Source organism: Tepidiforma sp., assembly GCF_026419595.1.
Lineage (GTDB): Bacteria > Chloroflexota > Dehalococcoidia > Tepidiformales > Tepidiformaceae > Tepidiforma.
Window position 1 is genome coordinate 28,848 of the sequence record NZ_JANZZD010000004.1, and the last position, 25,019, is coordinate 53,866.

General features: G+C 72.2%; 29 protein-coding genes and 1 riboswitch. Of the genes, 21 read left to right on the forward strand and 8 right to left on the reverse strand.

Annotated elements, in window-relative coordinates:
- Positions 1 to 9: 9 nt before the first annotated feature.
- Together N2041_RS03270 and N2041_RS03275 are read right to left on the reverse strand one after the other, a co-directional pair.
- Positions 10 to 795: an SDR family NAD(P)-dependent oxidoreductase gene (locus tag N2041_RS03270; protein WP_297675769.1), complete on the reverse strand. Its 786-nt coding sequence runs from the start codon at positions 793 to 795 to the stop codon at positions 10 to 12.
- A gap of 122 nt (positions 796 to 917) precedes the next feature.
- Positions 918 to 1,565: a TetR/AcrR family transcriptional regulator gene (locus N2041_RS03275; protein WP_297675771.1), complete on the reverse strand. Its 648-nt coding sequence runs from the start codon at positions 1,563 to 1,565 to the stop codon at positions 918 to 920.
- Positions 1,566 to 1,727: 162 nt separating this feature from the next.
- Between N2041_RS03275 and N2041_RS03280 the strand changes: the two genes are divergently transcribed.
- Genes N2041_RS03280 through N2041_RS03300 form a run of 5 tightly spaced genes read left to right on the forward strand, consistent with a single transcriptional unit; the run spans position 1,728 to position 7,450 of the window.
- Positions 1,728 to 2,696: a thiamine pyrophosphate-dependent dehydrogenase E1 component subunit alpha gene (locus N2041_RS03280; protein WP_297675773.1), complete on the forward strand. Its 969-nt coding sequence runs from the start codon at positions 1,728 to 1,730 to the stop codon at positions 2,694 to 2,696.
- Between the two features lie 18 nt (positions 2,697 to 2,714).
- Positions 2,715 to 3,716 (forward strand): alpha-ketoacid dehydrogenase subunit beta, encoded by a 1,002-nt coding sequence (locus N2041_RS03285; RefSeq protein ID WP_297675775.1) that lies wholly within the window; start codon positions 2,715 to 2,717, stop codon positions 3,714 to 3,716.
- A 2-nt stretch (positions 3,717 to 3,718) separates the two neighbouring features.
- Positions 3,719 to 4,726 carry an NAD(+)/NADH kinase gene (locus N2041_RS03290; protein WP_297675777.1) on the forward strand — a complete coding sequence of 336 codons (1,008 nt, stop codon included), beginning with the start codon at positions 3,719 to 3,721 and terminating at the stop codon, positions 4,724 to 4,726.
- Complete coding sequence (locus tag N2041_RS03295; RefSeq protein ID WP_297675779.1) at positions 4,716 to 6,086, forward strand: dihydrolipoamide acetyltransferase family protein; 1,371 nt, start codon at positions 4,716 to 4,718, stop codon at positions 6,084 to 6,086. Before N2041_RS03290 ends, N2041_RS03295 begins: the two co-directional genes overlap by 11 nt.
- Complete coding sequence (locus N2041_RS03300) at positions 6,083 to 7,450, forward strand: FAD-dependent oxidoreductase (RefSeq protein WP_297675781.1); 1,368 nt, start codon at positions 6,083 to 6,085, stop codon at positions 7,448 to 7,450. Before N2041_RS03295 ends, N2041_RS03300 begins: the two co-directional genes overlap by 4 nt.
- A gap of 8 nt (positions 7,451 to 7,458) precedes the next feature.
- On the opposite strand, the gene N2041_RS03305 is transcribed toward N2041_RS03300, so the two are convergent.
- A complete protein-coding gene (locus N2041_RS03305; protein ID WP_297675783.1) occupies positions 7,459 to 7,890 on the reverse strand; it encodes a DUF3237 domain-containing protein in 432 nt (143 codons plus the stop codon).
- A gap of 66 nt (positions 7,891 to 7,956) precedes the next feature.
- On the reverse strand, positions 7,957 to 8,721 hold the full coding sequence (locus N2041_RS03310; RefSeq protein WP_297675785.1) for an SDR family NAD(P)-dependent oxidoreductase: 765 nt from the start codon (positions 8,719 to 8,721) through the stop codon (positions 7,957 to 7,959).
- A 77-nt stretch (positions 8,722 to 8,798) separates the two neighbouring features.
- Between N2041_RS03310 and N2041_RS03315 the strand changes: the two genes are divergently transcribed.
- Positions 8,799 to 9,245 carry a hypothetical protein gene (locus tag N2041_RS03315; protein WP_297675787.1) on the forward strand — a complete coding sequence of 149 codons (447 nt, stop codon included), beginning with the start codon at positions 8,799 to 8,801 and terminating at the stop codon, positions 9,243 to 9,245.
- 2 nt (positions 9,246 to 9,247) lie between these two features.
- Entirely contained in the window at positions 9,248 to 9,790 is a 543-nt protein-coding gene (locus N2041_RS03320) for a carboxymuconolactone decarboxylase family protein (RefSeq protein ID WP_297675789.1), read from the forward strand.
- On the opposite strand, the gene N2041_RS03325 is transcribed toward N2041_RS03320, so the two are convergent.
- Positions 9,787 to 10,068: a hypothetical protein gene (locus N2041_RS03325; RefSeq protein WP_297675791.1), complete on the reverse strand. Its 282-nt coding sequence runs from the start codon at positions 10,066 to 10,068 to the stop codon at positions 9,787 to 9,789. The two genes, N2041_RS03320 and N2041_RS03325, sit on opposite strands and share 4 nt — an antisense overlap.
- Positions 10,069 to 10,187: 119 nt before the next feature.
- On the opposite strand from N2041_RS03325, the gene N2041_RS03330 reads away from it, so the two are divergent.
- The 8 genes from N2041_RS03330 to N2041_RS03365 all read left to right on the forward strand — a co-directional run bounded on the left by N2041_RS03330 (position 10,188) and on the right by N2041_RS03365 (position 17,884).
- Positions 10,188 to 10,466 (forward strand): hypothetical protein, encoded by a 279-nt coding sequence (locus tag N2041_RS03330; RefSeq protein WP_297675793.1) that lies wholly within the window; start codon positions 10,188 to 10,190, stop codon positions 10,464 to 10,466.
- A gap of 21 nt (positions 10,467 to 10,487) precedes the next feature.
- The gene (locus N2041_RS03335; protein ID WP_297675795.1) at positions 10,488 to 11,873 is read left to right on the forward strand and encodes an aromatic ring-hydroxylating dioxygenase subunit alpha; all 1,386 of its coding nucleotides are present in this window, start codon (positions 10,488 to 10,490) and stop codon (positions 11,871 to 11,873) included.
- A 5-nt stretch (positions 11,874 to 11,878) separates the two neighbouring features.
- On the forward strand, positions 11,879 to 12,382 hold the full coding sequence (locus N2041_RS03340; protein ID WP_297675797.1) for a hypothetical protein: 504 nt from the start codon (positions 11,879 to 11,881) through the stop codon (positions 12,380 to 12,382).
- On the forward strand, positions 12,379 to 13,869 hold the full coding sequence (locus tag N2041_RS03345; RefSeq protein ID WP_297675799.1) for an acetyl-CoA hydrolase/transferase C-terminal domain-containing protein: 1,491 nt from the start codon (positions 12,379 to 12,381) through the stop codon (positions 13,867 to 13,869). Before N2041_RS03340 ends, N2041_RS03345 begins: the two co-directional genes overlap by 4 nt.
- A complete protein-coding gene (locus tag N2041_RS03350) occupies positions 13,866 to 14,678 on the forward strand; it encodes an SDR family NAD(P)-dependent oxidoreductase (RefSeq protein WP_297675801.1) in 813 nt (270 codons plus the stop codon). Before N2041_RS03345 ends, N2041_RS03350 begins: the two co-directional genes overlap by 4 nt.
- Positions 14,679 to 14,776: 98 nt before the next feature.
- On the forward strand, positions 14,777 to 15,640 hold the full coding sequence (locus N2041_RS03355; RefSeq protein WP_297675803.1) for a sulfurtransferase: 864 nt from the start codon (positions 14,777 to 14,779) through the stop codon (positions 15,638 to 15,640).
- Between the two features lie 76 nt (positions 15,641 to 15,716).
- Positions 15,717 to 16,169, forward strand: a complete 453-nt coding sequence (locus tag N2041_RS03360; protein ID WP_297675805.1) for a SufE family protein — start codon at positions 15,717 to 15,719, stop codon at positions 16,167 to 16,169.
- An 89-nt stretch (positions 16,170 to 16,258) separates the two neighbouring features.
- Positions 16,259 to 17,884, forward strand: a complete 1,626-nt coding sequence (locus N2041_RS03365) for a CTP synthase (protein WP_297675808.1) — start codon at positions 16,259 to 16,261, stop codon at positions 17,882 to 17,884.
- An 18-nt stretch (positions 17,885 to 17,902) separates the two neighbouring features.
- Here the strand turns inward: N2041_RS03365 and N2041_RS03370 are convergent, their stop codons facing one another.
- On the reverse strand, positions 17,903 to 19,153 hold the full coding sequence (locus N2041_RS03370) for an NYN domain-containing protein (protein ID WP_297675810.1): 1,251 nt from the start codon (positions 19,151 to 19,153) through the stop codon (positions 17,903 to 17,905).
- A 137-nt stretch (positions 19,154 to 19,290) separates the two neighbouring features.
- Here N2041_RS03370 and N2041_RS03375 point away from each other — a divergent pair, with 137 nt between their 5' ends.
- The 6 genes from N2041_RS03375 to N2041_RS03400 all read left to right on the forward strand — a co-directional run bounded on the left by N2041_RS03375 (position 19,291) and on the right by N2041_RS03400 (position 23,019).
- Positions 19,291 to 20,133 (forward strand): FTR1 family protein, encoded by an 843-nt coding sequence (locus tag N2041_RS03375; RefSeq protein ID WP_297675812.1) that lies wholly within the window; start codon positions 19,291 to 19,293, stop codon positions 20,131 to 20,133.
- Positions 20,130 to 20,516 (forward strand): cupredoxin domain-containing protein, encoded by a 387-nt coding sequence (locus N2041_RS03380; protein WP_297675814.1) that lies wholly within the window; start codon positions 20,130 to 20,132, stop codon positions 20,514 to 20,516. The genes N2041_RS03375 and N2041_RS03380 overlap by 4 nt, the downstream gene beginning before the upstream one ends.
- Before the next feature lie 73 nt (positions 20,517 to 20,589).
- Positions 20,590 to 20,727: riboswitch (cyclic di-AMP (ydaO/yuaA leader) on the forward strand.
- Positions 20,728 to 20,799: 72 nt separating this feature from the next.
- Complete coding sequence (locus N2041_RS03385; RefSeq protein ID WP_297675816.1) at positions 20,800 to 21,282, forward strand: hypothetical protein; 483 nt, start codon at positions 20,800 to 20,802, stop codon at positions 21,280 to 21,282.
- Positions 21,282 to 21,803 carry a hypothetical protein gene (locus tag N2041_RS03390; protein WP_297675817.1) on the forward strand — a complete coding sequence of 174 codons (522 nt, stop codon included), beginning with the start codon at positions 21,282 to 21,284 and terminating at the stop codon, positions 21,801 to 21,803. Before N2041_RS03385 ends, N2041_RS03390 begins: the two co-directional genes overlap by 1 nt.
- A gap of 14 nt (positions 21,804 to 21,817) precedes the next feature.
- Positions 21,818 to 22,468: an AAA family ATPase gene (locus N2041_RS03395; RefSeq protein ID WP_297675819.1), complete on the forward strand. Its 651-nt coding sequence runs from the start codon at positions 21,818 to 21,820 to the stop codon at positions 22,466 to 22,468.
- A gap of 83 nt (positions 22,469 to 22,551) precedes the next feature.
- On the forward strand, positions 22,552 to 23,019 hold the full coding sequence (locus N2041_RS03400) for a DUF2269 family protein (RefSeq protein WP_297675821.1): 468 nt from the start codon (positions 22,552 to 22,554) through the stop codon (positions 23,017 to 23,019).
- Positions 23,020 to 23,036: 17 nt separating this feature from the next.
- Here N2041_RS03400 and N2041_RS03405 read toward each other — a convergent pair whose 3' ends face one another.
- Both N2041_RS03405 and N2041_RS03410 read right to left on the reverse strand, forming a co-directional pair.
- A complete protein-coding gene (locus N2041_RS03405; RefSeq protein WP_297675823.1) occupies positions 23,037 to 23,573 on the reverse strand; it encodes a hypothetical protein in 537 nt (178 codons plus the stop codon).
- A 41-nt stretch (positions 23,574 to 23,614) separates the two neighbouring features.
- Positions 23,615 to 24,871, reverse strand: coding sequence for a pitrilysin family protein (locus N2041_RS03410; RefSeq protein ID WP_297675824.1), 1,257 nt, complete (start codon positions 24,869 to 24,871; stop codon positions 23,615 to 23,617).
- Positions 24,872 to 25,019: the final 148 nt, after the last annotated feature.

The window sequence follows — 25,019 nt, forward strand, 5'->3', positions numbered from 1 at the left end:
ACCGCCCCCTCAGTACTGCGCGGTCCCGCAGTCGACCGAGATGCACGCGCCCGTGATCCCGGCCCCCGCCTCGCCCGCGAGCAGCAGCGCCACCGCGGCCACCTGCTCGACCGTGTTGATGTCGCCGGTCGCCGTCTTCGCCTTGAAAATCTTCTCCACCATCTCGTCGAGGCCGGAGAGGCCCATCGCCTTCGCCGTCGCATCGCCCGAGTCCCGCACCGCGTCGGTGATGATGAGCCCGGGGCAGATCGCGTTGCAGGTGATGCCCAGCCGCCCCACCTCGAGCGCCGTCGTCTTCGTCAGGCCGTTCACCCCGTGCTTCGCCGCCACGTAGCCCGCCATCCCCGCCGCGCCCTGCTTCCCCTCGACCGACGAGATGTTGATGATGCGGCCCGACCCCTGCGGGATCATCCGCTGGAGCGCCCACTTCGTCCCGTAGAACACCCCGCTCAGGTTCCAGCGGATGTCGTTCTCCCAGGCGTCGTCGTCGAGCTGCGCGATCGGCGCCGGCCGGGTGATGCCGCCCGCGTTGTTCACCATGATGTCGAGCCGGCCCCAGCGCTCCGCCGCCGTCTCCACCAGCCGGCGCACGTCCTCGCTGCTGCGCGCATCGCCCGGCACGAAGACGGCCCGGTCGCCGGCGCACAGCTCCGCCAGCGCCTGCTGCCCTTTCGCCGCGTCGCGCCCGTTGAACGCGACGTACGCCCCCTCCCGGAGGAACGCTTCGACGATCCCCCGGCCGATGCCGCGGCTCCCGCCGGTGACCGCGGCCACTTTCCCTTCGAGCATCTGCATGGCTGTCCCCTCCATCCGCGGGACGCGCTGTCCCGGCGCGCCCGCGCTGCTGCCGGGAGCTTTTACCACATTGCCCGAAGCTTTGGAAGATCAGCCAAGAAATTGGGCGTCGATGGCGAGCCTCACCCCTTCGCCGCTGCGGCCGCCGCCCCCGCGCTCCCCCCGCCGGCGCCGTCCGCCACGAGGTAGGCCATCAGCATCTCGATCGTCTGCCGCTCCGTCTCCTCGAAGTCGAATGCGCCCGGCTCCAGCAGCCACTGGAGCGCCACCCCGGTTACGGCGCCGATGTGCCGCGCCGCTGCCGCGTCCGCGTCGAGGTCCTGCCGGAACGCCCCGGCCCGCTGGCCCGCCCGGATCGCCGCCGCCGTCGTCCGCCGGAAGCCCTCCCAGAGCGCCCGGATCTCCTCCCCGAGCCGCGGGTCGCGCTTGGCGCTCGCCGTGAACTGCACGAACACCTCGTACGGCACCGGGTTCACCTTCGCCAGCTCGATCCCGATCCGCGTCACCGCCCGCATCGTCTCGACCGGGTCGTTGCTCTCCCCGAGCGCCTCCTGCACCGACTCGTTGAAAATCTCCTGGCAGCGCGCCAGCACCCCCGAGAGCAGGTCCGCCTTGTCTTTGAAGTGGTACGAGACGAGCCCGCGGCTCACCTCCGCCCGCTTCGTCGCCTCGTCGATGGACGTCTCGGCCCAGCCCTTTTCTGCCATCACGGCCACGGCCGCGTCGATGATCTGCCTGCGCCGAATCGCGTTGATATCCAGTCGTGCCATCCTCATCCATCCCCGAGGGGCCCGGCGGCCCCCGTTCGTTTGCGTGGCTAACAGTTAGGCTAACAGGCCGAAGCCCTGAACGCCCCTTTCGGCCCGCCGCCTGTTTCGGTACAGTTACGCCGCCGTTGGACGCCCGGCCAAAAACCAAACCGGTGGTGCCAAATGCCTCCCTCCCCCGAGACCCTGCTCGACCTCCACCGCCGCATGCTCCGCATCCGCCTCTTCGAAGAAGAGGCCGGCAGGCTCTCCGAGGCCGGCCGCATCCCCGGCGCCCTCCACCTCTACGTCGGCGAAGAAGCCGTCGCTGCCGGCGTCGCTGCCCACCTCGGCCCCGGCGACCAGGTCACCAGCACCCACCGCGGCCACGGCCACCTCGTCGCCGTCGGCGGCGACTTCCGCCAGATGTTCGCCGAGCTCTTCGGCCGCGCCACCGGCTACTGCCGCGGCAAAGGCGGCTCCATGCACATCGCCGATATGGACCTCGGCATGCTCGGCGCCAACGGCATCGTCGGCGGCGGCCCGCCCATCGCCGTCGGCGCCGCCTTCTCCAACAAGTACCGCAAGACGCAAAACGTCACCGCCTGCTTCTTCGGCGACGGCGCCTCCAACGAAGGCTCCTTCCACGAAGCCGCCAACATGGCCGGCCTCTACCGCCTCCCCCTCATCTTCGTCTGCGAGAACAACGGCTTCGGCGAATTCACCCGCCAGGACCGCCACCAGGCGATCCGCGACATCGCCGACCGCGCCGCCGGCTACGGCTTCCCCGGCATCGTCGTCGACGGCATGGACGCCGTCGCCGTCTACGAAGCCGCCGGTGAGGCCATCGCCCGCGCCCGCCGCGGCGAAGGCCCCACCCTCCTCGAATGCAAGACCTACCGCTTCTTCGACCACGTCGGCGTCCGCGGCATGGGCGTCGTCTACCGCTCCGACGACGAAGTCCGCGCCTGGCGTGAGCGCGACCCGATCACGCTCCTCGAGCGCCGCCTCGCCGAGCTCGGCATCCTCGATGCCGCCGGCGCCGCCGCCGTCCGCGACGCCATCCAGGCCGAGGTCCGCGAGGCTGTCGCCTTCGCCGAGGCCAGCCCCTTCCCGGACCCGTCGGCCCTCACCGAAGACGTCTACGCCAGCTAGCCCCACGGAGCCGCACCGATGACCGCCGCAACCGCCCAGCGCCAGCTCCCCACCGTCATGGCCATCAACGAGGCCCTCCGCCAGCTCATGCGCGAGGACCCGACCGTCTTCCTCGCCGGCGAAGACGTCGCCCTCTACGGCTCCGTCTTCGGCTTCAGCCGCGGCCTCCTCGATGAGTTCGGCCCCGAACGCGTCGTCGATACCCCCATCAGCGAAGCCGCCCTCGTCGGCCTCGGCGTCGGCGCCGCCGCCACCGGCCTCCGCCCCATCATCGACATCATGTTCATGGATTTCATGGGCGTGGCGATGGACCAGCTCGTCAACCAGGCCGCCAAGATGCGCTATATGTTCGGCGGCAAAGCGCGCCTGCCCCTCACCATCCACACCATGGCCGGCGCCGGCCTCAACCTCGCCGCCCAGCACTCCCAGAGCCTCGAAGCCTGGTTCTGCCACGTCCCCGGCCTCAAAGTCGTCATGGCCTCCGGCCCGTACGAAGCCAAGGGCCTCCTCATCGCCGCCGTCCGCGACGACAGCCCCGTCATCGTCATCAACCACAAGGCGCTCCTCGGCCTCGCCGGCCCCGTCCCGGAAGAGATGTACGAAATCCCCCTCGGCGAGGCTGCCGTCGCCCGCCCCGGCACGAACTTCACCATCATCGCCACCGGCCGCATGGTCCACGAAAGCCTCGCCGCCGCCGAAAAGCTGCTCGAGCACGGCATCGACGCCGAGGTCATCGACCCCCGCACCCTCGTCCCGCTCGATACCGCGACGCTCGTCGCATCCCTCCGCAAGACTCACCGCGCCCTCGTCGTCCACGAGGCCGTCCGCTTCGGCGGCTTCGGCGCCGAGATCGCTGCCCAGCTGCAAGAAGCCGCCTTCGACCACCTCGATGCGCCCGTCGGCCGGGTCGGCGCGCCGTTCTCGCCCGTGCCGTTCAGCCCCGCGCTCGAAGCCCACTACGTGCCGAACGCCGACCGCATCGCCGCCGAAGTCCTCCGCCTCCTCGGCCGGGCCGCGTAGCCATGCCCCCCGGCCCGGTCGGCGTCATCGCCAACCCCGCCTCGGGCAAGGACATCCGCCGCCTCGTCGCCCGCGCGCCCGTCTCCACCGACGCCGACAAGGCAGCCGTGCTCCGCCGCTTTTTCGCCGGCGCCGCCGCCGCCGGTGCCCGCGACATCTGCTACCTGCCGGGCCCGCACCGCCTCGCCGAAGACGCGCTCGAACCGTTCGCGCCGCCGCTCCGCCCCGTCCCGCTCCCGGTGCCGCTCACCGGCTCCGCGCTCGATACGCGGAACGCGGCCGCCGCGTGCCGCGAGCGCGGCGCGGCCGCCGTCCTCGTGCTCGGCGGCGACGGCACCTGCCGGGCGGCCGCCGCCGGCTGGCCCGGCCTGCCCATCCTCCCCATCTCCACCGGCACCAACAACGTCTTCCCCCTCGCCTGCGAACCCACGGCCGCGGGGCTCGCCGCCGGCCTCGTCGCCTCCGGCCGGGTGCCCATCGAGGCTGCCGCCGTCCGCTGCCCCGTCATCGCCGTCGAAGTCGACGGCGAACCGCCGGACCTCGCCCTCGTCGATGCTGCCCTCGTCGACGAGGCCTTCACCGGCTCCCGCGCCGTCTGGCGGCCGGCCGAGCTCCGGGCCGCGCTCCTCCTCCGTTCCGACCCGGCCGTCACCGGCCTCGCCGCCATCGGCGGCGCTCTCGGCCTCGCGATGCCCGCCGGCGCGGCCATCGCCCTCGACCTCGGCGAACCCGGCTGTCCCGTCGCCGCCGCGCTCGCGCCCGGCCTCATCGTCCCCGTCCCGGTCCGCAGCTACCGCGCCGCGCCATTCGGCGAAGCGGTCGAATGGCGCGGCCCCGGCATCATCGCCCTCGATGGCGAGCGGGAGCGCCGCCTGCTCCCCGGCCAGCGCGCCCGCCTCCTCCCGCTCCCCGATGGGCCCCGCCTCATCGACCCCCGCCGCGCGCTCGCCCACGCGGCCCGCGCCGGCCTCTTCCTCGACCTCACCCCCGGAGCGCCCCATGCCGACTGACGTCCTCATCCCGAAACTGGGCATGACCATGACCGAAGGCACCGTCGCCGAATGGCTCGTGCCCGACGGCGCGCCCGTCTGCGCCGGCGACATCGTCTACCGCCTCGAAACCGAGAAGATCGAGTTCCAGGTCGAAGCCGAGGCCGACGGCATCCTCCGCCACGCCGTCCCGGCCGGCGCCACCCTGCCGCCCGGCGCCGTCGTCGGCTGGATTCTCGCGCCCGGCGAAGCGCCGCCCGCCGGCGCCCCGGCCGCTCCGCTCCCGGCCGCCGAAGCCGCGCCGGCCGCCCCCGCCTCCGTCCCGCCGCCGCCCCCGGCGGAGGGACGCCTCGCCGCCTCGCCTGCTGCCCGCCGCCTCGCGGCCGACCTCGGCGTCCCGCTCGATGCCGTGCTCGGCACCGGCCCCGGCGGCCGCGTCACCGAGGAGGACGTCCGCCGCGCCCACGCGGCTCTCGCCGCGGCTCCCGCGCCGCCGGCAGCCCCGCCGGCCGAACCGCCCGCCGCCACCCCCGTCGCGCGCGCCCTCGCCCGCGAACTCGGCATCGACCTCGCCGCGGTCCGCGGCACCGGCCCCGGCGGCCGCATCACGAAGGAAGACGTCGAAGCCGCGGCCGCCCGCCCCGCCCCGCCCGCGGCGCCGCCGCCTGCGCCCGCGACCGCACCGCCCTCCGCGCCCGGCGAGCGCATCCCCCTCCGCGGCATGCGCCGCACCATCGCCGACCGCATGCACCGCAGCCTCCAGGAGATGGCCCAGCTCACCCTCAGCATGCGCGTCCGGATGGACGAGGCGCTCCGCCTCCGCGAGCAGCTCATCGCCGAGTGGCAGCCCGAGGGCATCCGCCCCTCCATCACCGACCTCGTCATCCGCGCCGCCGCGAAGGCCCTCCGCCGCCATCCCGCCCTCAACGCCCGCGTCGAACCCGACGCCATCGTCCTCGAGCCGGCTGTCCACATCGGCATGGCCGTCGCCCTCGAAGCCGGCCTCGTCGTCCCCGTCATCCGCGGCGCCGACGCCCTCAGCCTCCGCGACCTCGCCCGCGAAACGTCCCGCCTCGCCGAAGCCGCCCGCGCCGGCGCGCTCGGCCTCGACGACTACGCCGGCCAGACCTTCTCCGTCACCTCCCTCGGCATGGCCGGTGTCGAGTTCTTCACGCCCATCATCAACCCGCCCAACGTCGCCATCCTCGGCATCGGCCGCATCGTCGACGACGTCGCGTGGGAGGGCGACCGCCCGGTCCGCGCGCGTACGCTCACGCTCAGCCTCACCATCGACCACCGTGCGGTCGACGGCGCGCCCGGCGCGGCCTTCCTCGCCGAGGTCCGCGACCTCCTCGAATCCCCCTACCGGCTGCTCGTATGACCGCGCCCGCCCGCTTCGACGTCGCCGTCATCGGCGCCGGCGCCGCCGGCGTGGCTGCCGCGCTCGAAGCCGCGCGCCTCGGCGCTTCCGTCGCCCTCATCGAGGCCCAGCAGCCCGGCGGCTCCTGCGTCCACCACACCTGCATCCCCACCTCCATCCTCCTCGACGCGGCCGAAGGTTTCGCCCGCGCGTGCGAACTCGGCCTCGCCGGCGTCTTCGCCGCGGGCGAAACCTTCCAGCTCGGCCGCGCCAACGACCGCGCCCGCGCGCTCGTCCGCGGCCTCGCGGCAGCCACCCAAACCGCGCTCCGCCGCGCCGGTGTCCAGCTCATCGCCGGCCACGCCAGCTTCCTCGAGCCCGAGCTCCTCGCCGTCGCCGGGGGCGAACCGGTCCGCGCCGGGGCCGTCGTCATCGCTGCCGGCGCCCGCTGGGAGCCGCCGACGATTCCCGGGCTCCCCGCCGACCGCTTCGCCACCCCCGACGTCGTCCAAACGTGGCGCGAAGCCCCGGCCTCCTGCCTCGTCCTCGGCGGCGGCCCCTCGGGCGGTCTCTTCGCCATCGAGTACGCGGTGCTGCTCGCTCTCGCCGGCTCTGCCGTGACCCTCGCCGCGCCCGGCCCCGCCGTCTGCGACGGCTTCGACGCCGACCTCCAGCCGGTCATCGCCGACCTCCTCGGCGCGCTCGGCATCGCCGTCCACCGCGACGCTGTGCCGGCCGCTGCCGAAGGCGCCGCCGTCCGCCTCGCCGCGCCCGGCGTCGAGGTAGCGGTCGACGCCGCCGTGGTCCTCGCCGCCGACCCCCGCGTCCCCTCGGCCGAAGGGCTCGCGCTCGAACGCGCCGGGCTCGCGCCAGCCCCGGATGGGACCATCCCGGTCGACGAAACCGCCGCCGCGGCCGTGCCGGGCATCTTCGCTGCCGGCGACGTCACGGGCCGCGGCATGCTCTCCAGCACTGCCGCTGCGATGGGCCGCGCTGCCGGCGCGGGCGCCGCCGGCGACCCCCGCCGCTTCCGCCTCGCCGCCGTGCCGCGCCTGGTCCACGCCGTCCCGCCGCTCGCCGCCGTCGGGCTCACTGCCGAAGCGGCGCGCGCCCGCGGCCTCCGGCTCGCCACCGCGACCGTCCCGTCGGAGGGCTCCGCCTGGTCAGCCGTCCGCGGCGGCCAGCCCGGCTTCGTCCGCCTCCACGCCGACGCCCGCACCGGCGAAATCCTCGGCGTCCAGGCGGCCGGCCCCGGCGCCCACGAGCTGGTCAGCGCCGCCGCCGCGCTCATGCAGGCCGAGGCGACCGCCGGCCAGCTGGCCGCCGCCCTGCCCTGGCACCCCTCGCCCCTCGAGCTCCTCGCCGAGGCGGCCCGCCGCCTCTGACGCCAGCCTCAGGCGCGCAGCGCGTACACCTCGTAGGTCACCCCGCCCGGCGTCGTCGTCCCGACCCCGACCGCCTGCACGTTGTTCAGCCAGGCGTACTTCTCCGCCCCCGTCTCGAACAGCGGCGCCGAGTACACCTTCGTCGTCCCGTCCGCGCCCCGCGCGCCGATGCCCGTGTACGTCACGAGGATGTGCGCCCCGTCGTCCGTCTGCAGCGTCAGCCGCACGTCCAGCTTCATGCTCCCGTCCGGCCGCAGCGTCACCCAGTCGCCGCCCGAATTGGCGACGATGGTGCCCTTCAGCTTCGGGCCTTCGAACGTGCCGCCCGGCACGCTCACGATGAACCGCGACCCCTGCGGGCCGCCCTGGATGATCGTCGGCGGCGCGACCTGCGCCGTCATCGTGAACAGGAACTCCACCGGCAGGCTCTCCATCGGCATCGCAGCAACTCCCTTCTCGTTGTCGTTTCCCGGTCCGAAGCGGCTCGTCCCGCGGGCGGCCGTATCCTACCCGCCCGCGGCCGGCGCCGCGCTCTCGTGCATCACGACGCTCACCTCGCCGGCCAGCGCATCGTCCCGGATGAGGCGCACCACCTCCTCCGCGATTCGCTCTGGCGGCAGCAGCACCGCGCCCGCCAGCGACGGCTCCAGCCACGCCGCCGGCCGCGTCCCATCGCCCGTCTTCGCGATGATCGGCGTGTCCACCATCCCCGGCGCTACGGCGTTCACCCGCACGTTCTCTAGCTCCCTCAGGATGGCGCACGACTTCGTGAAGTGGATGACCGCCGCCTTCGAGGCCGCGTAGACGGGGTCGAACGGCAGCGGCCCGAGCCCCGCGATGCTCGCCGTGTTGATGACCGCGCCGCCCTCCCCGTGCTCCCGGAACGCCTCCACCGCCGCCCGCGTGCCCATCACCACCCCCGCAGCGTTCACCGCGAGCACCCGGAACACCTTCTCCAGCGGCGCATCCGGCCAGCCCGGCGTGTCCCCGGTCATGATCCCCGCGTTGTTGTGGACGATGTCCAGCCGCCCGAACACCCGCTTCGCCGCCCGGAACGTCTCGGCCACCCCTTCCGGGGTGCCGATGTCGCCCTGCACGAACGCCGCTTCGCCGCCCGCCGCCGCGATCCGCCGCACCGTCTCCTCCCCGCCCGCCGCGTCGACGTCGACCACGACGACCTTCGCGCCCTCGCGCGCCAGCCGCTCCGCGCACGCCCGGCCGATGCCCGAGCCCGCGCCCGTGACCATCGCAACCTTGCCCGCGATCTCCATGCCTGCCTCCCGTGGCGAAAATCGGCGGGAGTTTATCCTGCTGGACAAAGCTTTGGCCAATGGTCCAGTATTCCGCCGTGGCACAGCCCGTCATCCCTGCCCCGCTCGCCGCTCACCTGGAATCCCTCCCCCACCTCCGTGCCGGGTTCGAACGCTTCCTCGCGGCCTGCTTCGACCCGGACGCCGTGCCCGCCGCCACCCTCGAGCGCTGCCGGCGGCTCGTGGCTGCCCTCCACGGCGCCGACCCGGCCGCCTGCGGCCCCGCCTTCGCCAACCTCCCGCCGGCCGAGGCCGAGGCCCTCGCCCGGGGCGAATGCCCGCCCGGCCTCCCGCCCGCCGACGCCCTCGCACTCGAAATCGCCGGCTGTATCCCGTGGCGCCACCACGACCTGCCCGATGCGCCCGTCCTCGCTTACCGCGACGCCTGCGGCGAGCGCGCCGCCGTCACCCTGCTCGCCGCCCTCGCCATGTTCGATGCCCTCTGCCGGATGACCCTCGCCGCCAGCCGCCTCGAAGGAGCCTGACCGTGTCCACCGTCCCTCGCGTTCCCTCTGCCGTCCCCGGCCAGCCGCCCGCCTTCCACACCGTCCTCGCCCACGCGCCCGCCATCCAGCAGAATTTCGCCGCCCTCTACGCCGACTTCTGGATGGACCCCGCCCTCTCCCAGCGCGACCGCGAACTCGCCCGCATCCGCAACGCCCGCGTTACCGCCTGCGGCTTCTGCCGCCAGGTCCGCTTCTCCCTCGCCCGCGAGGAAGGCCTCGACGAAGCCACCCTGGACCTCGTCACCGACGCCTACGCCGAATCCAGCCTCTCCGATCGGGAGAAGCGCATCCTCGCCTGGACCGACGCCATCATCGGCGACCCGGCCCGCGCCGACCCGGCCCTCGGCGAAACCCTCCGCCGCGACCTCGGCGAGGCCGGGCTGGCCGCCCTCACCCTCGGCGTCGGGCTCTTCCTCGGCCTCGCCAAGGTGCTCATCACCCTCGGCCTCGAACCGGAGCAAATGCCCGTCACCGTGCTGCCCACGCCCGGCTCCGCGGCCTACCGCGCCCCGGCGGCCCGCTAGCCCCGCAGCACCCGCGGTGGCGCGCCGAGCCCGAACAGCGTCCCCCGCCCCGTGACGGCGTCGAAGCTCTCCACCATCACCTCCAGCTCGTCGCCGTCATCGAGCGTCACCACTCCCCGGCCGATCGCCGGCACCACCAGCGGCTCCGCCCGGAACGCCCCGCCCCAGCCCTGCACCTTCCCCGGCGGTGTCGGCTTCGTGAACAGCTCCAGCGCCACCCGCCGGCGGAACCCCGCCCGCAGCACCTCGAGGTCCGCTTCGCCTTCCCACCTGCGCATTGTTCCCTCCCGCGCATCGCTCCCGCCGATACCTGCGAGAGACCGTTGCAATCGTTCGCGGCCCCCAGTATAGTCGCGGCACTGGCCGTATGGCCAAAAATCTGGCAGGCAGGATAGCCATGGCCGACCCCCACGCCGAACCCGCCCCCCTCACCCGCCCGCCCCGCAAGAAGCGCCACCCCCTCTCCGGCGCCATCTACGAAGAGCTCCCCGGCAACCGCGTCCGCGTCATCAAAGGCGAGGCCTACGGCATCTTCGACGGCTTCACCACCCGCCATCTCGAAGGCCCCCTCACCTACGCCGACCCCCACATGATCATCTGGGTCGGCGGCAAAGCCGTCGAAGGCATGGGCCACCGCGCCGAGCGCGCCCGCGGCCTCGAAATCGTCCACGACTGACCCGAAGGAGGTTCCCCCACCATGGCGCTCAAGACCGTCGGCGACCAGGGCCGCCTCACCTCCGCCGGCTACCGCTCCGCCGGCACCCTCTACCAGGAGCTCCTCGACCAGGACTCCCGCCCCGTCCCGCCCGTCCTCCGCCTCGAATCCCCCATCGAACCCGGCGTCACCCGCGTGCCCGCCGAACAGTACTTCAGCAAGGCCATCCACGACCGCGAAGTCGAAAAAATCTGGAAGCGCGCCTGGCAGATGGCCTGCCGCGAAGAAGACATCCCCAACGTCGGCGACTACATCGTCTACGACATCGCCCACCTCTCCTTCCTCGTCGTCCGCTCCGCGCCGGACCGCATCCAGGCCTTCCACAACGCCTGCCTCCACCGCGGCCGCCAGCTCCGCGAGTTCGACGGCCGCGGCGCCCAGGAGTTCCGCTGCCCCTTCCACGGCTGGTGCTGGGAGATCGACGGCTCCCTCAAGGAAGTCGTCTGCCAGTGGGACTTCCCCGAGGTCAACGAGCGCGACTACCGCCTGCCCGAAGTCCAGGTCGGCACCTGGGGCGGCTTCGTCTTCATCAACCCCGACCCCGAAGCCGAACCGCTCGAACAGTTCCTCGGCGACCTCCCCCGCCACTTCGAACGCTGGGACCTCGCCAACCGCTTCAAGCAGGCCCACGTCGCCAAGATCCTCCGCTGCAACTGGAAGGTCGCCCAGGAAGCCTTCATGGAGGCCTACCACGTCGTCGCTACCCACCCCCAGCTCCTCAACGGCATCGGCGACTCCAACTCCCAGTACGACGTCTTCGGCAACTTCTCCCGCGCCATCACGCCCAACGGCACCCCGAGCCCCCACCTGCGCGACACCCCCGGCCAGCAGGACATGCTCGACGCCATGTTCGACCGGAACCTCGATACGCCGCCCCTCGCCGAGGTGCCCCCGGGCATGGGCGCCCGCCAGTTCGCCGCCATGCTCAGCCGCGAAGGCATGCGCGCCGTCATCGGCGACGACGCCGATACCTACTGCGACGCCGAATACCTCGATTCCATCTACTACACCGTCTTCCCCAACTTCCACCCCTGGGGCGCCTTCAACCGCATCACCTACCGCTTCCGGCCTCACGGCGACAACCCGGACGAATGCATCATGGAGTGCATGTTCCTGGCGCCGTGGCCGAAGGGCGAGCCCCGGCCGCCCGCCGCGCCCATCCACTGGCTCGGCCCCGATGACGACTGGGCCGATGCCCCCGAGCTCGGCATGCTCGCCCGCGTCTTCAACCAGGACACCTTCAACATCCCGAAGGTCCAGCTCGGCCTGAAGACCATGCGCCGGCCCGAGGTCGTCTTCGCCAGCTACAACGAAACCAAGATCCGCCACTTCCACCAGCTCTACGACCGCTGGATGGAGCTCGAGTAGCCGCCATGTCCCCGGCCGGCGCGCTCAGCTGGCTCGAATCCCCGCCCGAGCCCGGTGCGCTCGCCGAGGCTCTCGCCCGCGCCGCCGCCGCCACCGCCGAAGAGGCCGCGGCCCTCGCCGACGCCGTCGACGCCGCCCGCGCCGGCCTCGAAGCCGCCGCCCGCGCCGCCTTCGCCGCCGCGCCGGTCAGCCGCTCGACTGCCGCCTTCCACAGCGCGCTGCCCGACCTCCGCCCGTTCGTCCTCTACCGCCTGCCCGGCCTCCTCGATGAAGCCGGCATCGCCCGCCCGGGCGAGCTCCGCGCCCTCGCCGGCGCCGCCGCGCCGGCCTGGCTCGCTGCGCAGGCGCTCCGCCAGCTCGCCGCCGTCGCCGGCGTCCGGGCCGCCGTCCGCCGCCTCGAGGCCGGCGACCTCCCGCCCGCCGCCTTCCCCGAAGCCATCCGCGGCGCGGCCCGCGCCGCCGCTGCCGCACGGCCCGCCGCCGCAGCCCACCCGGAGGAGCCCCGATGACCGCCACCTCGACCCGCCGCTACCGCGACTGGCGCGACGAGTTCGAGTCGCGCAAGAAGAGCCCCGCCGAAGCCCTCGAAGCCGTCCAGGAAGGCCACCTCGTCGGCCTCGGCATCCTCTGCCCCGGCGTCCTCACCGCCGCCCTTCTCGAGCGCGCCCGCAAGCTCGAACGCGTCGACATCCGCTGCCTCGCCCCGCGCGAAGTGCCCCTCTTCTCCCCCGATGGCCCGAAAGGCGAAAAGGAGATCGCGCTCTTCATCGGCGATGCCCTCCGCCCCGCCCACGACCAGCGCATCGCCACCTACCTCCCCAACACCTTCATGCTCGGATTCAAGGCCTTCGACGCCGGCCGGCCCGAGGCCCGCATCCCCGACGTCTTCCTCGTCGCCGTCTCGCCCCCGAACGAGAAGGGCTACGTCAACTTCGGCCCCCACATGTGGCACAAGAAGGCCTACGTCCGCCGCTGCCGCCACACCATCGCCGCCATCGACCCCAACATCGAGCCCGTCTTCGGCGATACCTGGATCCACGTTTCCGAAATCGACACCTTCGTCGATGGCGCCATCCAGCCCGTCGACCTGGCCGCCGTCCGCCAGCGCATCGAAACCCAGGCCCCGCCCGAGCACCGCGAAGCCCTCCTCGACATCTTCAGCCAGGCCTCGTCCGACCAGGTCGCGCTCGTCGAGGACATGTTCCACCTCATGCCGCCCGGCATCCTCCAGCAGGCCTTCGGCCTCGCCGAGGTCGACCCCGCAGCCCAGGCCATCGCCGACCACCTGAAGACGCTCATCCGCGACGGCGACACCATCCAGGTCGGCGTCGGCCAGCCCAGCTCCCTCATGTTCAAGGCCGGCGCTTTCGACCACGCCCACGACCTCGGCCTCCACACCGAGCTCGGCTCGCCCGGCCTCGCCCGCCTCTGGGAGAAGGGCGTCCTCACCGGCGCTCGCAAGTCCATCCACCGCGGCCGCGCCGTCGCCACCGCCTGGACCGGCTGCGACGGCACCGACCTCCGCATCATCGCCGGCAACCCCGCCTTCGAACTCTACGACTCGAACTACCTCCTCAACCCCCTCCTGATGGCCCAGAACCGCCAGATGACCTCCATCAACAGCGCCATCGCCGTCGACCTCCTCGGCCAGGTCGCCAGCGAAGACCGCTTCGGCGGCCATATGGTCAACGGCACCGGCGGCCAGCCCGATGCCCACCTCTCTGCCGCCCTCTGCCCCGACGGCCGGGCCATCACCGTCCTCCGCTCCACCGCCCTCGAAGGCACCGTCTCGAAGATCGTCGCCCAGCACCCGGAAGGCACCCTCGTCACCGTGCCGCGCTACCTCGCCGATACCGTCATCACCGAGTACGGCATCGCCCGCCTGCTCGATAAGAACCACCGCCAGCGCGCCGAGGAGCTCATCGCCATCGCCCACCCCGATTTCCGCGCCGACCTCCGCGCGCAGGCGAAGCAGCTCTGGGGCAGCCTCGAATGACCGAACCCGCCCCGGAACCGGACCTCCCGGCCCCCGGCGCCGGCCGCCTCGCCGGCAAGGTCGCCGTCGTCCTCGGCGCCTCCTCCGGCATCGGCCGCGCGGCTGCCCTCCGCTTCGCTGCCGAAGGCGCTGCGGTCATCGCCGCCGCGCGCCGCCAGCCCGAGCTCGAATCCCTCGCGGCCGAATGCGGCGCCATCCCCGTCGTCTGCGACATCACCCGCGACGAGCAGGTCGAAGCCCTCGCCCGCGCCGCCCTCGAGCGCTTCGGCACCCTCGATGTCGCCCTCAACTCCGCCGGCTTCGAACAGAGCACCCCCATCCGCGACCTCACCCCCGAGCGCCTCCACGCCATGGCCGCCGTCCAGTTCCTCGGCGCCGTCTCCTTCATCCGCCACATGGCGAACGCCATGGCGAAGACCGGCGGCGGCTCCCTCATCACCATCTCCTCCATCACCGCCCGCCTCGTCGGCGAAGGCCTCGCCGCCTACGGCGGCTCCAAGGCCGCCGTCAATCACATCACCCGCATCGCCGCCCTCGAGTACGGCCCGCAGCGCGTCCGCGTCAACGTCGTCTCCCCCGGCCTGGTCGAAACCCCGATGACCGCCCACATGTTCATCCCGCCCGTCGTCCGCGCCTTCACCCGCGAAACTCCCCTCCGCCGCATGGGCACCATCGACGAGGTCGTCGAAGCCATCACCTGGCTCGCCTCCGATGCCTCCAGCTTCGTCACCGGCCACGACCTGCCGGTCGACGGCGGCCAGCTCACCCGCCGCCTCCCCGGCCGCGACGACTTCCTCGCCCCCGGCTGATTGTTGACTCTCTTACTCGACTTTCTCGGGCCGCCGATCTACACTCGTGCCAGCGGCACCCGCCGCCCATCCCCAGCCCATCCCCAGGGAGGTCGTCCATGGCCGACATCGAAGCCCGTGGCTACGCCCATCCCGAGGTGCTCGTCTCCACCGACTGGGTGGCCCAGCACCTCGATGACCCCTCCATCCGCATCATCGAATCCAACGAAGACCCCCTCCTCTACCCCTCCGGCCACATCCCCGGCGCCGTCCAGGTCGACTGGGCCGCCGACCTCAACGACCCCCTCCGGCGCGATTACCTCGACCGCGCCGGCTTCGAAAAGCTCGCCAGCCGCATCGGCATCACCCCCGAAACCACCGTCGTCTTCTACGGCGACAAGAACAACTGGTGGGCCTGCTACGCCTTCTGGGTCTTCCAGCTCTTCGGCCATAAGAACGCGAAAATCATGGACGGCGGCCGCCTCAAGTGGGAGAAGGAGGGCCGCCCCCTCGTCCGCGAAGTCCCCACCTACCCGCCCACGCAGTACCAGGCCCCCGAACGCGACGATTCCAGGATCCGCATCTTCCGCGACGAAGTCCTGAAGAAGCTCGGCACCGGCGTCAAGCTCGTGGACGTCCGCAGCCCGCAGGAGTACTCCGGCGAGCGCACCCACATGCCCGAGTACCCGCAGGAAGGCGTCCTCCGCGGCGGCCACATCCCCGGCGCCAGGAACGTCCCCTGGGCCCGCGCCGCCAACCCCGAAGACGGCACCTTCAAGTCCGCCGCCGAGCTCAAAGCCATCTACGAACAGGAGCAGGGCCTCAGCCCCAGCGACGAAGTCATCGCCTACTGCCGCATCGGCGAGCGCAGCTCCCACACCTGGTTCGTCCTCACCTACCTCCTCGGCTACCCCAACGTCCGCAACTACGACGGCTCCTGGACCGAGTGGGGCAACTCCGTCGGCGTCCCCATCGAGCGCTGACATTCGCTACCCTTGAACTATCCCGGCGCGGCGGGCGGCCCGGCTGCCCGCCGCGTCCCTTCCCCGGAGCGCTCCCATGGCCCAGCCCCCCAAAGCCTTCCAGCAGGTCATCGATGATTTCGCCTTCGCCGACCGGCAGGAGCGGATCGAGATGCTCATCGAGTACGCCGACCGCTTCGAAGAAGTCCCCGAGCGCATCGCCACCCGCCCCTTCCCCGAAGAGCACCACGTCCAGAAGTGCGAATCCGACGCCTACGTCTGGGCCGAAGACCTGCCCGACGGCACCCTCAAATTCCACTTCGCCGTCGAAAACCCCCAGGGCCTCTCCGCTAAGGCCTGGGCCGTCATCCTCGATGAAACCCTCTCCGGCCAGCCCCTCGAAGAAGTCGCCGCCGTCCCCTGCGACAGCGTCTTCACCGTCTTCGGCAAAGAAGTCTCCATGGGCAAAGGCATGGGCCTCATGGGCATCGCCGACATGGTCACCGCCTTCGCCCGCCAGCGCCTCGCCGCCCGCAAATCCCCCGCCTGATCCGCACGCGCGACGTAACACAAATGTTCGTTGACCGCTCCCACCCCGCGCCGTAGCATCGGAAGAGCACCCGCGGGACGCAGGAGGCCATGCCGAAATTCATCTTCGTCACCGGCGGCGTCGTCAGCTCCGTCGGGAAGGGCATCACCACCGCCAGCCTCGGCCGGATCCTCAAATCCCGCGGCATCAAAGTCTCCATCCAGAAGCTCGACCCCTACCTCAACGTCGACCCCGGCACGATGTCCCCCTACCAGCACGGGGAAGTTTTCGTCACCGTCGACGGCGCCGAAACCGACCTCGACCTCGGCCACTACGAACGCTTCATCGACCAGGACCTCGAAGCCGCCTCCTCCGTCACCTCCGGCCAGGTCTACCTCGCCGTCCTCGAACGCGAGCGCCGCGGCGACTACCTCGGCGGCACCATCCAGCAGGTCCCCCACCTCACCAACGAAATCAAAGCCCGCATCTACGGCGTCGCCGAGCGCACCGGCTGCGATGTCCTCATCTGCGAAGTCGGCGGCACCGTCGGCGACATCGAAGGCGAAACCTTCATCGAGGCCATCCGCCAGATCCGCCACGAACAGCCCCGCGATGCCACCCTCTCCGTCCACGTCTGCTTCCTCCCCTGGGTCGGCGCCACCGGCGAACTGAAGACCAAGCCCACCCAGCACTCCGTCCGCGAACTCCGCTCCAAGGGCATCCAGCCCGATGCCATCGTCCTCCGCAGCGACCACCCCGTCCCCCGCGACATCACCGACAAGGTCGCCCTCTTCTGCGACGTCGAACCCCGCGCCGTCATCCCCATGGAAACGGCCGACACCATCTACGAAGTCCCCATCACCCTCGAAGAACGCGGCCTCGGCGATTTCGTCCTCGACCGCCTCGGCCTCACCGGCCAGCGCGACCTCGCCGAATGGCGCGACCTCGTCTACCGCCTCAAGCACCCGAAGCGCAGCGTCGAAGTCGCCGTCGTCGGCAAATACGTCGAACTCCGCGATGCCTACATCTCCGTCAAAGAAGCGCTCGTCCATGCCGGCATCGCCCACGAAGCCGACGTCGCCATCCGCTGGGTGCCCGCCGAAGCGCTCGAAACCCGCGCCCCCGCCGACCTCCTCGCCGGCGCCGACGGCGTCGTCGTCCCCGGCGGCTTCGGCGAACGCGGCTGGGAAGGCAAGATCCGCGCCGCCGAGTACTGCCGCACCACCGGCACGCCCTACCTCGGCCTCTGCCTCGGCATGCAGGCCCTCGTGACCGAATTCGCCCGCAACGTCGCCGGCCTCGTCGGCGCCAACAGCACCGAGTTCGACCCGGAGACGCCCCACCCCGTCATCAGCCTGCTCGAAGAGCAGCACGGCGTCGTCAACCTCGGCGGCACCATGCGGCTCGGCGCCTACCCCTGCCGCCTCCTGCCCGGCAGCGTCGCCCACCGCGCCTACGGCGCCGACCTCGTCAGCGAACGGCACCGCCACCGCTGGGAGTTCAACAACGCCTACCGCCCCCGCCTCGAAGAAGCCGGCCTCCGCGTGAGCGGCACCTCGCCCGATGGCGCCCTCGTCGAAATCTCCGAAGTGGCCGCTCATCCCTTCATGCTCGGCACCCAGTTCCACCCCGAGCTCCAGAGCCGCCCGAACCGCCCCCACCCGCTCTTCCGCGAATTCGTCGCCGCCGCGCTCGCCCGCCGGCCGGCCGGCGCCGCGACCCCTGCCACCGCCTGAACCCCGCCCCGGCCGCCGCTACTCCAGGTGCAGCGCCCGCCGCACCTCCGGGTTCTGCAGGTCCAGCTCGAACGTCTTGTACTCGTACTGCGCGCCCGTATCCGGCGCATGCCCCACCTTCGTCTCGCCCACTTTCAGCACGCCCCACGAGATCATGCTGTTCACCAGGTTCTTCACGTCCGTGTCCTCGCGCCGCACCACCGGCTTCAGCGTCTCCACGATCCGGTTGAACGTCAGCCAGCCGACCCCCGGCTTGTACCGCTCGTCGTGGATGGCCACGATGACCGCCCGCCGCTGCTCCTCGCTCAGGTCGTTGTAGTTGAACCGCCCGTAGTCGTACCGGCCCGGCTCCGGCCCCGTGTTCCGCGGCCGCTCGATGGTCTCCGCCCGCTCCGTCGGCAGGAACAGCCAGTCCGTGAAGTCCGCATTCACCATCTTCACGAGCCCCGACTCGTGCAGCGCCCGCGCGAAATCGCCCGCCCGGCCCCGCGCCAGCCGCTGGAAATCGGCCTGCGGCATCCGCTTCTGCAGCTCCTGCCCCACCAGCGAGAGCGGCAGGTCGCGCCCGTCCCGCCGGAAGTCCTCCACGATCGCGATGATGTGGCCGAGCACGTCTGCGATCTCCCGCGGCTCCGCCGAGACCGGCCCCTTCGCCTGCGCCAGCTCGAGCGCCCGCGCGGCCGCCGCCGCCAGCCGCGGCTCGATCTTCGCCACCGGCGCCGGTTCCTTCGCCGGCGCCGCCGCCGCCCGCTCCACGTCCGGCTCCACGTCCAGGTCGTAGTACAGCACCACGTCCGCCTGCTGCACGAGCTGCGCCGACGTCGCCCACGACACCCCGATGACCACCACCCGCTTCCCCCGCGCCCGCAGCAGCATCACCACGTGGAAGAAGCTGTGGTCGCCCGAGGCGATGACGAACGTGCCGATGTTCGGGTAGAGGTGGCTCGCCTCCACACAGTCCACCGCCAGCTTCACATCCACCGAATTCTGGATGCGCACATCCCCCTCGGCCGTCGTGTACCGCCGCGTCAGCACGTACACCGGCTCCAGCCCCGCCGTGTAGAGCGATGCCGGGTCGCCCGCCTGCACCGGGTCCATCCAGTCCGCGTACGCCCGCGCATAGGCCACCCGCCCGAACCGCTCTGCCGCTTCCCGGAGCGCCGTGACGTTCGGCTTCCGGTTCCGCTGCATCAGGCTGAACTTCAGGTTCTCCCAGTCCACCAGCAGCGCCACGTCCTCATGGCCCGGCCCGTTCGTCGGCTCCCGCATGCGCCGATCCTACCCGATCCGCCTGTCGCCGCCCGCCTCATGGGTCAAGCCTGTCACTAGACATTAGGTATGCCTAACTTCTACGTTTCGAACGGACGACATCGCGCGGCAGCGCGCCGCTTCCCCGGGGTCCCTGCATGGTCTACGCCCTCCTCATCACCTTCCGCGAAGGCCTCGAAGCCGCCCTCATCATCGGCATCGTCCTCTCCTACCTCCGCCGGGCCGACCCGCGCGCGAGCGCCCGCCCGGTCTGGCTCGGCGCCGGGCTCGCCGGCGGCCTCAGCCTCGGCGCCGCCGTCGCGCTCGAAGTGCTCGCCGTCGAGCTGCCCGGCCGCTGGCAGGACGCCATCGAAGGCTTCGCCATGCTCCTCGCGGCGGCCGTCCTCACCTGGATGCTCGCCTGGATGCGCCGCCAGTCGGCTACCATCGGGCACGAACTCCGCCAGCGCGTCGACCGCGCCCTCGATGCCGGCACCGGCTTCGCGCTCGGCCTCCTCGCCTTCACCGCCGTCGGCCGCGAAGGCCTCGAAACCGCCCTCTTCCTCTTCGGCGGCAGCGGCCGCGCCGAATCCGCCGCACTCTACTGGACGGGCGCGTTCGCCGGCCTCGCCCTCGCCGCCGCCGTCGGCGCCGCGATCTACCGCGGCGCGAAGAGCCTCCCGCTCCGCGCCTTCTTCGATGTCTCCGCGGTCGCGCTCGTCGTCCTCGCCGCCGGCATGATCCCCAACGCCCTCAAAGAGCTCCACGAAGCCGGGTTCATCGCCGCCCTCGGCCCCCGCCTCTGGGACACCTACACCCTCCTCCCCGACAACTACGGCCCCGGCCGCTTCCTCGGCACCCTGCTCGGCTACGACGCCAGCCCGTTCGCCGGCCAGGTCATCGCCTACGCCGCCTACCTGCTCATCGCGGTCGTCGTCTTCATCCGCGCCGGCCGCCCCGTGCCCCGCACCCCATCCCCCGCCGGAGTCACCGCCGCATGATCGCCCGCCCGCTCGCCAGGTTCGCCCCCCTCGCCGCCGCCGTCCTCCTCGCCGCCCTCTCCCTCGCCTGCTCCGGCAGCGAAGGCCGCCGCATCGACGTCGCCGCGGGCGACCGTCCCGATGGCTCCATGTACTTCGAGCCGAAGACCATCACGGTCCAGCCCGGCGAAAAGGTCACCTTCTACGTCCGGAACGACGGCTCGGGCGACCACGAGTTCGAATCCGACGAAGCCGCTATCGAAGAGGTCGTCATCCCGAAGGGCCGCCTCCGCAAAGTCACCTGGACCGCCCCGAAGAGCGGCGACTACCCCATCTACTGCGACATCACCGGCCACCGCCAGGCCGGCATGGAGCTCACCGTCCGCGTCCAGCCCGCGCAGTAACGGCCCGGCCCCAGCCCGTTACAACCCCATATCAACCCCGGTCAAGATCGATCCGCAGCCGCCCGGCTGTGGTACGTTGGCTGCGCCGAATCCCGGCGCCCGCCGGGAACGGGGGACCCACCCACTGGGGTGCATCCTTCCGGGCTGGAAGGACGGCGACTTCCGACGCCGAACCCGTCAGCTAACCCCGTAGGCGTTCGGAGGAGCGTTGCCTCCTCTCATCCTTCCGCACCGGCCGCGGCTGCCCCGCAGCCCGGCCCCACCGCGCACAGGAGGAACGCGCATGCAGTACGCCATCTCCCCGTCCACCATCCTGCCCCGCCGCACTGTCTACCGGGAGGCCGAGTTCAGCCTCCCCCGCGTCGTCGAAGCGGCCACCCGCCTCCGCTCCTGGGCCCTCATCTCCGGCGAGCGGATCGTCGGCCTCCCCTTCGTCCGCGTCCGGGGCGACCTCACCTGCGAGGTCCACCTCCCTGTCGACGGCATCGTCCAGCCCCATCCGCAGACCGGCGTCGCCGCGCACGCCGCATCCGAGTCGCCGGCCGTCTCCCTCCGCGTCGTCCGCTTCGACGAAGTCCGCGCGGTCATCCGCGAGCTGAGCAGCGAAATCGCCGTCGATTGCGGGCTCGCCGGGCCGGTCGAGTTCCACCCCTCGACCGCCGAGTTCACCCACGGCACCCTCCTCTGGCCCGTCCACCGCCTCTCGCCGGCCCTCGCGCCGTCCGTCGCTATCCCCGGCAGCCGCGTCCTGGAGGTGGCGTCCTGATGCGGTCCCGCCGCTGGCGGGCGCTCCTCGCCGCAGGCCTCGCCGCCGGCGCCCTCGCGCTGGCCGCCTGCGGCGGGGGCGACGATGACGGGCCCACGCCCACACCCGCCAGCGGCGAAACCCCCGCCGAGACCCCCGCCGCCACCGCGACGCCCGCCGCCGCCAGTCCCACCCCCGCCGGCAGCCCCACGCCCGTCGTCTTCGAACCCACCTTCACCTGCGCGAACCCGATCGCCCCGCTCGAGGCCCGCCTCCACCGCGGCGAAGCGGTCGAACTCCAGGGCCGCGTCTTCGGCACCGCCGACCGGAACGGCGACGCCGTCCTCGCCGTCGGCGCCTCCCTCGATGCCCTCCTCCGCGTCGAAGTCATCATCCCCGCCGCCAGCCGGGCAAGCTTCCCCGGCGACCCGGCCATCGGCTTCGCCGCCCGCGACGTCTGCGTCCGCGGCACGGTTGAAGATCGCAGCGGAATCCTTACCATCACCGCCACCTCGCCCGACGACATCACCGTCGTCGAATGACCCTGGAGGTTCCCATGCCCATCTCCGTCATCACCATCGCCCGCCAGGTCGGCACCGGCGGCGAAGAAGTCGCGCGCATCGTCGCGGAGAAGCTCGGCTACCGCCTGCTCGACTACCGCATCGTCCAGGAGGCCGCCATCGAGGCCGGTGTCTCCCCCGAGACCATCGCCGAGGCCCAGCGCCGGCCCTCCTTCTTCGCCCGCATCATCGAGGCCCTCGCCCGCAACCCCGGCGCCGGCGCCGTCCAGTGGGGCGAACCCGTCAACATCGGCGCCACCCCCATCCTCACCTCCGCCGACTACCGTCAGCTCGTCCAGCAGGTCGTCGAAGACTTCGCCGCCGACGGGCGCGTCGTCTTCCTCGGCCACGGCGCCCAGTTCATGCTCCACGAGCGGCCCGATGTCTTCCGCGTCCTCGTCGCCGGCAGCGAAGGCCCCCGTGTCCGCCGCCTCATGCAGCAGATGGCCTGCGACGAAGCCACCGCCCGCGACGTCGCCCAGCGCACCGACCGCGAGCGCGTCGCCTACTTCCGCGAGTACTACGGCGCCGAATGGCTCAGCCCCGCCAGCTACGACCTCGTCGTCAACACCGACCGGCTCGAACCGGAGGCCGCCGCCCGCGTCGTCCTCGGCGCCGTCGAACTCCTCCAGCCCGCCGCCGTCTGAGACTCGACCGAGCCGCCGCCGCTGCCTAGTCTGGGGTGCGAAGCCCGCCCGCTTCGCACCCCTCGCACGTCCGGAGGCCCCCGTTGGACTGGTGGCGCATCGTCCACGTCCTCTCCCTCATCTGGCTCGGCGCCGGGCTCGGCGCCACCTACCCCCTCATCCTCCGCGCCTGGGCCACGAAGGACCTTCGCTACCGCGCCACCCTCCTCATCGAAGCCGCCAACAACGAGACCCGCGTCCTCCTCCCCGGCGCCATGGCGAGCGGCATCACCGGCTTCTTCTGGGCCGTCGCCGCCGAGTACAACTTCCTCAAAGACGCCTGGCTCGGCGTCCTCACCCTGCTCTACATCTTCTTCTACTTCGTCTGCCTGCCCCTGCTCGGCTTCGGCCTCCGCCGGGCCCGCCTCGCCGCCCTCGTCGCCCAGAAAAAGGGCGAAGAAACCGAAGAACTCCGCACCGTCCTCGAAGACCGCGTGCCCATCGTCTTCGGCACCATCCTCGTCCTCAGCGTCCCCCTCCTCGCCTGGCTCGCCGTCTTCAAACCCTTCTGACGGCGCTCCGCCCCGGCTCAGAACACCAGCGGCCCCTCCGGGCTCCCTCCCCCCTCCTCCCTCCTCCCTCCTCCCGGTTCCCGGTTCCCTCCTCCCGCCTCCCGTCTCCCAGTTCCCGTCTCCCGGTTCCCGCCCCCCGCCTCCACCCACCGCACCAGGTCCACCGGGTCGAACGGCCCGATCGCGTCCGCCTCGCCCGGCGGGTACTGCACCGGCCGCCGGTGGGCATCGCCCGCCGGCAGCGCCGTCAGCTCCGCCCGGTAGACGAGCGCCAGCTCCCAGCCGTCCGCGTCGAAGGGGAACGAGAGCGCGTCCGCGATCTCCAGCGCCGCCACCGCGCCGTCGCACCAGTCGTCCGCCAGCGCCGCCGCCGTCTCGTACGGGTTCTCGCCGTAGCCCATCACCGTCCACGGCAGCCAGCGGCCCCGCAGCCCCGGCGCCTCGACCTCGAACACCGTCAGCCGCCCCTCGAACACCGGCACGAGGTAGACCGCGACATGCGCCCCGCCCGGCGTGAACGTCGCCTGCGGCTTGCCGAAGAACGCCTGCGTCACCCGGCTATCTTGCTGCCCCGGCCGGCCCGCGTCGACACGCCTCAATCGAGGATGCCGGCGAACGTCCCCTCATCGAGCGGCCCCACGGCCGCCAGCACCGCCTGCGCCGGGTCCAGCACCCGCCGGCCCGCCTCGAGCAGCTCGTCCGCCGTCACCGCGTCGAACCGGGCCACCGCCTCGTCCACCGTCAGGATGCGCCCCCGCAGCAGCTCCTGCGAGCCGAGCCAGCCCGCCACCGCCCGCGTATCCTCCATCCGCAGCTGGATGCGCCCCTTCGCCATCTCCTTCGCTTTCTGCAGCTCCTCCGGCGAAATCCCGGCGAGCAGCTTCTGCGCCTCCTCCAGCGTCGCCTCCGCCGTCACCCGCGCGTTCTCCGGGTCGCACCCCGCGTAAATCGTCAGCGAACCGGCGTCCCGGTACTCGCTCGTGTAGCTGTGGATGTCGTAGACGAGCGCCCGCTCCTCCCGCAGCTCGAGGAAGAGCCGGCTCGACATCCCTTCGCCCAGCAGCATGTTCAGCAGGCTGACCGCGAACCGCTCCTCGCTGTCGAGCGGCACGCCCGGGAAGCCGAAACAGAGGTGCGCCTGCTCCGTCTGCTTCTCCCGCACCCGGAGGCGCGGCGTCTCGCCCCGCGGCACCGCCGGGAACCAGCTGCCCGGCTCTGCCGGGGGCACGGCGCCCAGCCACCGCTCCGCCGCCGCCGCGACCTCCGCATGGCGGATGTTCCCCGCCACGGCCAGCACCATGTTCCCCGGCACGTACTGCTTCCGGAAGTACTGCACCACCGCCTCGAGCGGCAGCGCCTGCACGCTCTGCGGCGTCCCGCCGATCTCCCGGCCCAGCGGCTGCCCCGGCCAGAGCGTCTCGTCCGCGAGGATCGCGCTCATCTCCGCCGGGCTGTCCTCGATGCCCGCCAGCTCCTCGAGGATCACCGCCCGCTCCTTCTCCAGCTCCGCCGGGTCCATCACCGGGGCCGTCACCATATCCGCGAGGATGTCGATGACCGTCATCGCCGCCGTGTGCGGCACCTTCGCGTAATACAGCGTCGCCTCCCGGTCCGTCGCCGCATTGTGCACGCCGCCGACCGATTCGATCGCCTCCGAAATCTCCCGCGCCGTCGGCCGCCGCGAGGCCCCCTTGAAGAGCATGTGCTCGAGGAAGTGCGACAGCCCCGCCTCCTCGTCCCGCTCGTAGCGGCTCCCCGCCCCCACGTAGATGCTCACCGTCGCCGAGCGCGTGTGCGGCAGCTCCGCCGTCACCACCCGCAGCCCGTTCTCGAGAACCGTGCGCTGATACATCGATACTCCCCTGCCCGCCCGGGCACCACGCCGGATCCTACGCGCGCGCCCGCCTTGCCGCGAATCGCGCCGCGAAACCTGTTCGTAACACCGGTGCAATTCCCCCGAAACTCCCTCCCCCTACCCTGACGGCAGCACGCAGGACTTC

Bases quoted from the DNA above. Each gene is read 5' to 3' on its own strand.
- N2041_RS03270 (WP_297675769.1), bottom strand. From the start codon at position 795: ATGCAGATGCTCGAAGGGAAAGTGGCCGCGGTCACCGGCGGGAGCCGC.
- N2041_RS03275 (WP_297675771.1), bottom strand. From the start codon at position 1,565: ATGGCACGACTGGATATCAACGCGATTCGGCGCAGGCAGATCATCGAC.
- N2041_RS03280 (WP_297675773.1), top strand. From the start codon at position 1,728: ATGCCTCCCTCCCCCGAGACCCTGCTCGACCTCCACCGCCGCATGCTC.
- N2041_RS03285 (WP_297675775.1), top strand. From the start codon at position 2,715: ATGACCGCCGCAACCGCCCAGCGCCAGCTCCCCACCGTCATGGCCATC.
- N2041_RS03290 (WP_297675777.1), top strand. From the start codon at position 3,719: ATGCCCCCCGGCCCGGTCGGCGTCATCGCCAACCCCGCCTCGGGCAAG.
- N2041_RS03295 (WP_297675779.1), top strand. From the start codon at position 4,716: ATGCCGACTGACGTCCTCATCCCGAAACTGGGCATGACCATGACCGAA.
- N2041_RS03300 (WP_297675781.1), top strand. From the start codon at position 6,083: ATGACCGCGCCCGCCCGCTTCGACGTCGCCGTCATCGGCGCCGGCGCC.
- N2041_RS03305 (WP_297675783.1), bottom strand. From the start codon at position 7,890: ATGCCGATGGAGAGCCTGCCGGTGGAGTTCCTGTTCACGATGACGGCG.
- N2041_RS03310 (WP_297675785.1), bottom strand. From the start codon at position 8,721: ATGGAGATCGCGGGCAAGGTTGCGATGGTCACGGGCGCGGGCTCGGGC.
- N2041_RS03325 (WP_297675791.1), bottom strand. From the start codon at position 10,068: ATGCGCAGGTGGGAAGGCGAAGCGGACCTCGAGGTGCTGCGGGCGGGG.
- N2041_RS03330 (WP_297675793.1), top strand. From the start codon at position 10,188: ATGGCCGACCCCCACGCCGAACCCGCCCCCCTCACCCGCCCGCCCCGC.
- N2041_RS03335 (WP_297675795.1), top strand. From the start codon at position 10,488: ATGGCGCTCAAGACCGTCGGCGACCAGGGCCGCCTCACCTCCGCCGGC.
- N2041_RS03340 (WP_297675797.1), top strand. From the start codon at position 11,879: ATGTCCCCGGCCGGCGCGCTCAGCTGGCTCGAATCCCCGCCCGAGCCC.
- N2041_RS03345 (WP_297675799.1), top strand. From the start codon at position 12,379: ATGACCGCCACCTCGACCCGCCGCTACCGCGACTGGCGCGACGAGTTC.
- N2041_RS03350 (WP_297675801.1), top strand. From the start codon at position 13,866: ATGACCGAACCCGCCCCGGAACCGGACCTCCCGGCCCCCGGCGCCGGC.
- N2041_RS03355 (WP_297675803.1), top strand. From the start codon at position 14,777: ATGGCCGACATCGAAGCCCGTGGCTACGCCCATCCCGAGGTGCTCGTC.
- N2041_RS03360 (WP_297675805.1), top strand. From the start codon at position 15,717: ATGGCCCAGCCCCCCAAAGCCTTCCAGCAGGTCATCGATGATTTCGCC.
- N2041_RS03365 (WP_297675808.1), top strand. From the start codon at position 16,259: ATGCCGAAATTCATCTTCGTCACCGGCGGCGTCGTCAGCTCCGTCGGG.
- N2041_RS03370 (WP_297675810.1), bottom strand. From the start codon at position 19,153: ATGCGGGAGCCGACGAACGGGCCGGGCCATGAGGACGTGGCGCTGCTG.
- N2041_RS03375 (WP_297675812.1), top strand. From the start codon at position 19,291: ATGGTCTACGCCCTCCTCATCACCTTCCGCGAAGGCCTCGAAGCCGCC.
- N2041_RS03380 (WP_297675814.1), top strand. From the start codon at position 20,130: ATGATCGCCCGCCCGCTCGCCAGGTTCGCCCCCCTCGCCGCCGCCGTC.
- N2041_RS03385 (WP_297675816.1), top strand. From the start codon at position 20,800: ATGCAGTACGCCATCTCCCCGTCCACCATCCTGCCCCGCCGCACTGTC.
- N2041_RS03390 (WP_297675817.1), top strand. From the start codon at position 21,282: ATGCGGTCCCGCCGCTGGCGGGCGCTCCTCGCCGCAGGCCTCGCCGCC.
- N2041_RS03395 (WP_297675819.1), top strand. From the start codon at position 21,818: ATGCCCATCTCCGTCATCACCATCGCCCGCCAGGTCGGCACCGGCGGC.
- N2041_RS03410 (WP_297675824.1), bottom strand. From the start codon at position 24,871: ATGTATCAGCGCACGGTTCTCGAGAACGGGCTGCGGGTGGTGACGGCG.